The 8,674-nt window shown below is 73.5% G+C and carries 9 protein-coding genes; all 9 read right to left on the bottom strand.

The features are described from left to right. Positions 1-166: 166 nt before the first annotated feature. The 9 genes from ACE3OU_RS16235 to ACE3OU_RS16195 are packed head-to-tail and all read right to left on the bottom strand — an operon-like array spanning position 167 to position 8,669. On the bottom strand, positions 167-2,272 hold the full coding sequence (locus ACE3OU_RS16235; protein WP_374242590.1) for a TonB-dependent receptor: 2,106 nt from the start codon (positions 2,270-2,272) through the stop codon (positions 167-169). Positions 2,273-2,276: 4 nt separating this feature from the next. Then, positions 2,277-2,618, bottom strand: a complete 342-nt coding sequence (locus tag ACE3OU_RS16230) for a ferredoxin (protein ID WP_374242589.1) — start codon at positions 2,616-2,618, stop codon at positions 2,277-2,279. Further along, a complete protein-coding gene (cobJ, locus tag ACE3OU_RS16225; RefSeq protein ID WP_374242593.1) occupies positions 2,615-3,595 on the bottom strand; it encodes a precorrin-3B C(17)-methyltransferase in 981 nt (326 codons plus the stop codon). Before cobJ ends, ACE3OU_RS16230 begins: the two co-directional genes overlap by 4 nt. A 5-nt stretch (positions 3,596-3,600) precedes the next feature. Then, positions 3,601-4,002 (bottom strand): cobalamin biosynthesis protein, encoded by a 402-nt coding sequence (locus ACE3OU_RS16220; RefSeq protein WP_374242588.1) that lies wholly within the window; start codon positions 4,000-4,002, stop codon positions 3,601-3,603. Continuing rightward, the gene (locus ACE3OU_RS16215) at positions 3,999-4,769 is read right to left on the bottom strand and encodes a cobalamin biosynthesis central domain-containing protein (RefSeq protein ID WP_374242587.1); all 771 of its coding nucleotides are present in this window, start codon (positions 4,767-4,769) and stop codon (positions 3,999-4,001) included. Before ACE3OU_RS16215 ends, ACE3OU_RS16220 begins: the two co-directional genes overlap by 4 nt. 17 nt (positions 4,770-4,786) lie before the next feature. After that, positions 4,787-5,566, bottom strand: coding sequence for a precorrin-2 C(20)-methyltransferase (gene cobI / locus ACE3OU_RS16210; RefSeq protein ID WP_374242586.1), 780 nt, complete (start codon positions 5,564-5,566; stop codon positions 4,787-4,789). Beyond that, entirely contained in the window at positions 5,563-6,852 is a 1,290-nt protein-coding gene (cbiE, locus tag ACE3OU_RS16205) for a precorrin-6y C5,15-methyltransferase (decarboxylating) subunit CbiE (RefSeq protein ID WP_374242585.1), read from the bottom strand. Before cbiE ends, cobI begins: the two co-directional genes overlap by 4 nt. Further along, a complete protein-coding gene (locus ACE3OU_RS16200; protein ID WP_374242584.1) occupies positions 6,839-7,987 on the bottom strand; it encodes a cobalt-precorrin-5B (C(1))-methyltransferase in 1,149 nt (382 codons plus the stop codon). Before ACE3OU_RS16200 ends, cbiE begins: the two co-directional genes overlap by 14 nt. A 7-nt stretch (positions 7,988-7,994) precedes the next feature. Continuing rightward, the gene (locus tag ACE3OU_RS16195) at positions 7,995-8,669 is read right to left on the bottom strand and encodes a precorrin-8X methylmutase (RefSeq protein WP_374242583.1); all 675 of its coding nucleotides are present in this window, start codon (positions 8,667-8,669) and stop codon (positions 7,995-7,997) included. Positions 8,670-8,674: the final 5 nt, after the last annotated feature.

Here is an 8,674-nt window from a genome sequence, read left to right as displayed (position 1 = left end):
TCGAGGATGGGCGGGCGGTGAAGCGGCGGGTCAAGGTCGGCCAGCAGAGCGGCGTGGCGGCCGAGCTGCGGGAGGGCGCCCGGGAAGGCGAGCGGGTGATCGCCCACCCGGACGACCGCCTGCGCGAGGGCGTGCGGGTGGAGGCGCGCTGAAGCCCGCGGCTTGCTCAGAACCCGATGCGCAGGCTGGCCCGCAGGCTGCGGGGTTCGAGCGGGTGCACCAGGCGGCCGTCGATGCCGCCGTTGCAGCTGCCCTGCAGCGCTTCGCTGCGGGTGCATGCGCCGCCCCAGTATTCGATGTCGCTGGCCTGGCGGTCGAACAGGTTGAGCACGTCGAGGCTGAACTCGATCCGGCGGTCCGGGCGGTATCCCAGGCGCAGGTTGGCCGTCCAGAATGGCGAGGATTTGTGGGCGCCGCTCTCCTCCAGGGCGTAGGCGCCCAGGTAGCGCAGGCGCAGGCCGCCGTACCACGGGCCGCCCCGGTCGGCGCCGATGCCCAGGGACGCGGTGAGGGGTACGGCGTTGGGCACGTGGTCGCCGCCGCCGTCCGTCGGGTGGGTGAAGCGGGCCTTCGAGAGGGCCAGGTCGGCGTCGAGGATGAGGCCGTCCATGGGGGTGAGGTAGTTTGACCATTCCACCCCGTGCCGGCGGGAGGCTCCGCGGGGCTCGGTGATGCCCTCGTCGCCAACGAAGACCAGCTCCGAGGCCAGCGCCATCTGCCACACCGACAGGCTGGTGTTCCAGCCTGGCAGGGGCGCGGCGCGCACGCCCAGCTCGGCGCCCCGGGCCCGGGCAATCAGGGGAACCCGGCCGATGGGGCTGCCGTCGGCCGGGTTGGTGTGGCTGGTGGCGCCGCGGGCGTCGTTGCTGTGGAAGCCGTGGCCCCAGTTGGCGTAGAACTCGGTGCTGCCGGCCAGGTTGAAGGGGCCGAACACCAGGCCCAGCCGGGGGCTGGTCTGGCCGCCGCGCACGCTGCCGCCGTTGCCCAGGTTGTACTGCCCGCCCAGGGCGGTGACGTCGGCCGCGATCTCGTCGCGGCGCAGGGCCGCCGTGCTGCGCAGCCAGGGCAACCACTGGGTGCGGGCTTCGACGTAGGCCGCCAGGGCGGTCTCGGTGATGCGGTCCTCGCGGACGGTGCCGGTGCGCGCGCGCCCTTCGGTGGTGAACAGGCCGACCCGGCCGATGCGGTCCTGGCGCAGGCGGGCGCCTGCGCTGAACTCGGTGTCCCGCAGGGCCGCGACGGGCTGCCAGCTGTGGCGGGCCTCGCCGCCCCACACGAGGCGGCTGTCGGCCTGTTCGTGCTGGTCGCCCTGCAGGCCGCTGATGTAGCCCGACGGCGCCGAGTAAAGGTTGAGGCCGTAGTCGATCACGTAGGCGCTGGCCCGGGTGGCGTCGCCGTCCCCGAGCCGGGCCCATTCGGCCGACAGGCTGTTGCGCCGGGTGCGGCCGCCGTCCCGGGGCGACAGGGCGCCGTAGCGGCTGATCTCGCCGGAGCGGATGGCCCGCTCGGGGACGTGTTCGGTGGCGGTCCAGTCGGCGCTGTAGCTCATGGCCGTGATGGCGTAGCCGCGGCTGGGGCTGCCGTCCGAGAGGCGCAGCAGCAGGTTGCGGCGCTGCAGGTTTTCCGGCTGGGCCCACGGGCCGTCGTAGCCCATCAGCTCGGTGGCCACCAGCAGCTGGCGTCCGTCTCCGTCGCCGCCTAGGGCCTGGCTGCCGGCGGCGAGCAGGCGGCGATAGCCGTTCTGGCCGAGCCCGAACTGCGCGAAGGGGTGCTCCAGGCGCCGCCGGTAGTCGATGCGCGCCGAGCCGGTGGTGGCAAAGTCGCCGTCCTCGGCGGCATAAACCCCCTTGCGGTAGGCGATGCCCTGCACCAGCTCGGGCATCAGGAAGTTGAGGTCCATGTAGCCCTGGCCGTGGGCGTGGCTGGCCATGTTCACCGGCATGCCCATCACATGGGTGGCGAAGTCGCTGCCGTGGTCGAGGTTGAAGCCGCGCAGGAAGTACTGGTTGGCCTTTCCGTCCCCCGAGTGCTGGGTGACGATCAGGCCGGGCACGGTCTCCAGGGCCTCGGCCGGGCGCAGCAGGGGGCGGTTGCGCAGCTGGGCGGCCGTGACGGTGCCTTCGCTGGCCGAATCGGCAACGCCGATCAGCTCGTGCTGGCGGGCAGTGACGGCGACCTCCTGGAGGGTCGGGACGCCGGCGGCGTGGGCTGCGCTGCCGAGGGTGGACGCCAGGAGGGCCAGTCGGCGCAGACGGCGGGCTGGGGGTGTCACGTCTTCACTCCGGCGTGTCGGCCTGATGGAAGACGTGCTCGCTCACCGGCTCGCCGCCCACCAGGTGTTCGGTGATGATGCGATCCATCACCGCTTCGGTGACGCCGTAGTACCAGGTGCCGTCCGGCTGCACGCACAGGATCGGGCCGCCCTTGCAGGCGGCAAAGCAGGCGGCCCGGCTGCGCTTGACGCGGAGCGCGCCCTGGTCGAGCCCGGCGGCCTTGAAGCGTGCGCCGAGGCTGTCGTAGAGGGCCTGGGCCTGCCCGTCGGCGGCGCAGCGGGGGCCGGTGCATACCAGCAGGTGGCGGCGGTAGCTGCCGATCGTGGGTTTCACGGTGTTGCTCATGCCGGGCGCTCCTCGGTGTCGATGGTGTCCGGGGCTTCGGCCAGCAGGGCGGCGATGTAGTCCTCGGGGAGGCGGTGCTCGGCGGCCAGCGCGGCGGCGTCGAGGCCGCTGGCGTGGAGCCCGGCCAGCCAGCCGTCGAGGCCGGTGGACAGGGAGCGCCCGGCCTGCTCGCCGCGGTGGGTGGCACCGCTCTCCACGTCGTACTTGTTGCGGTAGCCCCGCGGCGTGACCATCAGCCCGTGGCGTACGAAGGTGTTGGAGTTGCCGATCAGCACCGTCGACAGCATGCCGATGTCGCACTCGGTCATCTTCTCGAGGGTGGTGAATTCGACGCGTTGCTTCGGCCGGTAGGCCGACTTGACGATGGCCACCGGCGTGTCGGGCCGGCGGTGGCGCAGGAAGAGCCGGCGCGCCTCGACGATCTGCCGGGTGCGGCGGCCGCTCTTGGGGTTGTAGAGGGCGACCACGAAGTCGGCGGCGGCCACCGCGTCGAGCCGCCGGGCGATGGTCGGCCAGGGGGTGAGCAGGTCCGACAGGGAGATCGCGCAGAAGTCGTGGGTGAGCGGCGCGCCGACCAGCGCGGCGCAGGTGTTGAGGGCCGAGGCGCCGGGGATGATCTCCACCTCGATGCCGGATTCCGGCGTCCACCCGGCCTGGAACAGCACCTCGAAGGTCGGCCCGGCCATGCCGTACACGCCGGCGTCGCCGGACGAGATCAGCGCCACCTTGCGGCCCTGGCGGGCGCGCTCGAAGGCTTCGATGGCGCGGTCGAGTTCCTCGGTCATCGACTTCCTGATGACCTCCTTGCCCTCCAGCAGCTCGGCCACCAGGCGGATGTAGGTGACGTAGCCGATCACGGTGTCGGCCTCGGCGATGGCCGCCCGGGCGCGGGCGGTGAGGTGGTCGTGGCTGCCGGGGCCCAGCCCGACCAGCATGATCCGGCCGCCGGCGGCGGACGGGGGGACGGTGTCGCTCATCTCGTTCATGTGGGAATCCTTGCGATGGAAACGGTGGCGTTGCGGCCGTCGGGGCCGCGGTAGCGGAGTTTTTCGACGATCAGTTGATCCATGCCGGCGCCGGCGGCGAGCAGTGCGGCGGCCTCGGAGACCGATGGCGTGCCGGTGTATTTGCGGACGGTCTCGGACGGGTGGGGCACCGGCACGGTGGCCAGCTCGGCGGCCGGGTAGAAGCGGATCGTCCAGCCCTGCCAGCGGGCCAGTTCGAGCAGCCCGGGCTCGTCGGCCTTGAGGTCGATGCTGGCCACCGCGGCCACGTCGGCGAGGGCCGCGCCGCAGCTGCAGAGGGCCTCCACCAGGGCCCACACGAGGGTGGCGGCCGGCGTGCCGCGGTCGCAGCCGAGGCCGATGGCGATCGGCCGCTTCATGCCGCCACCGGCGGCCGGTAGATCACACGCTTGCCGGCGAGGCCGGCGGCGAGCTCCGGCGGGAGCGCCCGCTGGCTGATCCACAGCACGGCGCCGAAGCGGGCGGGGTCCACCTCCTCGAGGCGGGTGAAGGGGTGCAGGTTGGCCGGCAGCGGGCCGCTGCGGCCGTTGGCGTGGCCGCGCCACCAGTCCGGGCTGCCGGCCTCCTGCACGAGGGCCACCGGCTCGTCGTTCACCATCGCCGCGCTGGCACGGACGATCTCGTCGTGGCTGGCCTCGAAGGTCCAGCCCAGCTCGCGGCCAAGGAGGTCCACCGCCAGGGTCTGGCGGGCGTCGGAGGCGGTGGTGAGCACCGGAGTGGCGTCCAGCGCGGTGGCGATCACCCCGGCCAGCGCGTTGGCGCCGCCCAGGTGGCCGGAGAGCATCGGGATCACGAAGCGCCCGGCCTCGTCGATGACGACCACGCCGGGGTCGGACTCCTTGTTGCCCAGGTGGGGGGCGATGAGGCGGACCATCGCGCCGAGGGACACGATGGCGACGATGCCATCGAAGTTGGAGAGCAGGATGGGGATCTGCCCGGCGGTCTTGCCGGCGTAGCAGGTGGCCGCGTCGGGGGCGGCCGCGGCGGCTTCGGCGGCGAACTTCTCGGGGGCGAACAACCGGGCGCCGGGCAGCGCGGCGACCACGCGCCCGGCCAGGGCGATGCCGTGGCGGGTGATGGAGACGACGGCGATGCGCCCGGTGGGGAAGGGCAGGTGCTGGGTCATGGTTTGGCGGTTGGGGGTCAGGCGGTGGAGGGTTCGGGGCGTTTGCGGCAGCCGCGGCGCAGCTCGCCGCGTGCCCGTCCGGGGTTATGGACGAGCAGCAGGGAGAGGTAATTGACCTTCTCGCCGGCCAGGGCGGCCACGTCGTGGACGATGCGCTGGTCGGGCGCGCCGACCTTTTCGACGAAGCAGCTGGTGGCGAGCAGGCCGCGCCGGGCGAGCAGCGCGAGCACCTCGTCGAGCAGCGGCTTGACCTTGAGCAGCACGAGGGTGTCGAACTCGTCGAGGAGACGCTCGATGACCGGCACGCCGTAGGCGGCGGGGACGACGGCGAAGGTCTCGTCCTCTTCCGCCAGGGTGAGGCCGGTGGCGGCCGCGGCGGCGGCGAAGGACGACACGCCGGGGATGGTCTCCACCTCGACCTCCGGCGCCAGCTCGCGCACCACCCGCGCCAGGTGGCCGAAGGTGGAGAAGGTGGAGGCGTCGCCCTCGACCAGGAAGACCAGGTCGCGGCCCTCGCGCAGCAGCGCGACGCTGCGGGTGGCGGCCCGCGCCCAGGCTTTGGCGAGGGCGACCGGGTCGCGGGTCATCGGGAAGACCAGCGCCTCGGCGTCGGCGGGCACCTCGAGGCCGCCGCGCCGGACGATGCCCAGGGCGTAGGACGATTCCTCGGCCTTCTTGACCGGGTAGGCCCAGCGGGCGCCGGAGCCGAGGGCGGCCCAGGCGCGGCGGGTGATGAGGGCCGGATCGCCGGGGCCGAGGGAGGCGCCGATCAGGCGGCCGGGTTTGCAGGGGTTCATGGGGTCTCCTTGTCGGCCGACACGATCCACACCGGGTTGTGGGCGGCGAGGCGGTGCATGTAGAGGATGGGCTGGCTGCGGGAGGCCTGGAGCTGGACCACGTCCCAAGCGGCGCCCGCTTCGGCCAGGGTGGCGGTGGCGGTGGCGAGGTTCTCGAGGGTCACGAAGTTCATCACCAGCCGTCCGCCGGGGCGCAGCCGGGCGAGGGCGAGGCGGATCAGCGCGGCCAGCTCGCCGCCGGAGCCGCCGATGAACACGGCGTCCGGGTCGGGCCAGGCGTCGAGGCCGTCGGGGGCCCGGCCCTCGCACAGGGTGTAGTTGCCGGCCCGCAGGCGGCGGGCGTTGGCGCGGGCGTTGGCGGCGTCGGCGGGGTTCTTCTCGATGGCCCACACATGGCCGTGGCGGGCCAGCCGCGCGGCCTCGAGGCCCACCGAGCCCGAGCCGGCGCCGACGTCCCACACCACGCTGTCGGGCCGCAGGCGCAGCCTGGCCAGCGACAGGGCGCGCGCTTCCTGCTTGGTGATGAGGCCCTTCTCGGGGGCCCGCTGCACGAAGTCGGCGTCGTCGAAGCCGAAGATCGCCCGCGGCTCGGGCGGCGTGACGCGCTTCAGCACGACGATGTTCGGGTCCGCGAAGGGGCGGCTGGCCGCGTCGGCCAGCGGCAGGTCGTCGACCACGCGCTCGTCGGGCAGGCCGAGGCGGGCCGCCACCGAGAGCCGGAAGTCGTCGCCGTGGCCGGCGCTGATCAGCGCCCGGGCGATGCGGTCGGGGCTGTTGGCGGGGCTGGTGAACACGCCGATCAGCGCGTGCCCGGCGGCGGCCTGGACGAGGGGGTAGAGGCTGTGGCCGGGCGGGCTGCCGGGCGCCCATTCGCCGCTGTCGGCGCTGTGCACCGAGACGATCTTCGCGGCCTGCCAGCTGAGCCTGAGGCGGGCGAAGGCGAGCTGCAGCGTCGACACGGTGGGCAGCACGTCGATGGCGTCGGCGCCGAGCTTGCCGATCAGGAAGGCGCCGATGCCGTGGCACAGGGGGTCGCCGGTGGCGAGCACGGCGACCCGCCGGCCGGCGTGCTGCGCCGCGCGGGCCCATTCGGCAACCTGGCCGAGCTGGCCATCCATCGCCCGTTGCTCCGCCCCGGGGGACAGATGGGGGGCGATGAGTTCCAGGGTGCGCCGCGCGCCGATGACGAGGTCGGCCTGGGCAACCCGGCGCCGGGCGGTGTCGCCCAGGCCGGCGTGGCCGTCGTCGAGGATGCCGACGAGGGCGCAGGGTTCAGGTGAGTTCATGTTCTTCCACGGTGACGATGGGCACGCCTTCGAAATTGCAGGCGAGCACGGTGAGGCGGTGGGGGCCGGGATAGCGCTGGCGCAGGCTGCGGATGGCGCGCTCGGCCAGGGCCCGGTGGAAGGCCACGGCCAGATCCAGCTCGGCCAGCCGTTCGGCGGCGAAGCGGGCGGTCTCGGCGGCGCGGATCTCTTCCACGAGGTCGGGCGGGGCGCCCACTTCGGCCGCCGCCTCGGCGATCAGGGCCCGGTCCACCTCTTCGCGCCAGGCGTGGGTGACCGACAGGCCCTGGGCGATCTTGGTGAGCTTGCCGACCATGGCGCCGACGATGATGTGCCGCATGTCCTGCTTCACCGCGGTCTGGAAGGCGGCCTTGACGAAGTCGCCCATCTGCACGAAGCAGGCCTCGTCCAGCTCGGGAAAGCAGCGCATCGCGCATTTTTCGGTGCGGCCGCCGGTGGTGAACACCACGCTGCGCTGGCCCTGGTTGGCGGCCACGTCCACCGCCTGCACGACGCTGGCCCGGAAGGCCGCGGTGGAGTAGGGGCGGACGATGCCGGTGGTGCCCAGGATGGAGATGCCGCCCAGGATGCCGAGGCGGGCGTTGAGGGTCTTCCGGGCCATCTCGTCGCCGCCGGGCACCGAGATGGTCACCGCCAGGCCGTCGCCGGCCGCGAGGATGGGCTGGCCGGCGGCCTCCACGTTGTCGCGGATGTTGCGGCGCGGCACCGGGTTGATGGCCGGGCCGCCCACCTCCAGGCCGAGCCCCGGCTTGGTGACCACGCCGACCCCCGGCCCGCCGCGCAGTTCGATGCGCCCCGCGGCGCCGGGCAGGCGCTCGACCTCGGCGGTGAGGTGGGCGCCGTTGGTGGCGTCGGGGTCGTCGCCGGCGTCCTTGATGCTCACCGCCCCGGCGCGCCGGCCGTCGGTCCACCCGCCGGTGATGGTGAAGCGCACCCGCTGGGTGTTGGGCAGCACGCAGTCGACGAAGTCCGGCACCCGGCCATGGACCAGCCCGAGGGTGGCCGCCGCCGCCGCCGCGGCCGAGTTGGCCCCGGTGGAGAAGCCGGTGCGGTTGCCGCGGTCGCGCTTGGGGTCGCCCTTGCGGACTTTTTCGGGGAGGGCGTGGGTGCTCATGCCGGCCTCAGGCGGCGTCGCGCTGGTGGGCCTCGGCGAGGCCGAGGAGGGCGTGGAGCGCCGCGACGACCAGGGTCGAGCCGCCCTTGCGCCCGCGGATGGCGACCCACGGCACCGCGTCGATCTCCATCAGCAGCGCCTTCGATTCGGCCGCCGACACGAAGCCGACCGGCATCCCGATCACCAGCGCCGGCCGGCAGCCCTCCTCGCGGATCAGCCGGACCACCTCGATCAGCGCCGTGGGGGCGTTGCCGATGCCGACGATGGCGCCCTCCAGCAGGCCGCGCCGGTGGGCCTTGCGCATCGCCTGCACGGCGCGGGTGGTGTCGTCGCGGCGGGCGGCGTCGATCACGTCGGGGTCGGAGATGAACTGATGGGTGGTGATGCCGAAGTGGTCCAGGCGCGGCCTCGACAGCCCGACGCAGATCATCTCCACGTCGGCCACCACCGGCGTGCCACCGGCCAGGATGCGCGCGAGGCCGGCCTGCATGGCGCGCGGGTGGAAGGCGGTGAGGCCGTTGAACTCGAAGTCGGCGTTGGCGTGGATCATCCGGCGCACCAGCGGCCACTCGTCGGCGCGGTAGGCGTGGGGGCCGGCCTCGGCGTCGATGATGGCGAAGGAGTCGTGCTCGATGGCGCGGCCGGCGGCGGTGAGCTGTTCGGTGACGGTGTTGGCGTGCATGGCGG

Origin of the sequence: Zoogloea sp. (genome assembly GCF_041908905.1) — a bacterium.
Taxonomy (GTDB): domain Bacteria; phylum Pseudomonadota; class Gammaproteobacteria; order Burkholderiales; family Rhodocyclaceae; genus Zoogloea.
Note: the sequence above shows the minus strand (reverse complement) of the source record. Positions and strands in the feature narration are given on the sequence as shown.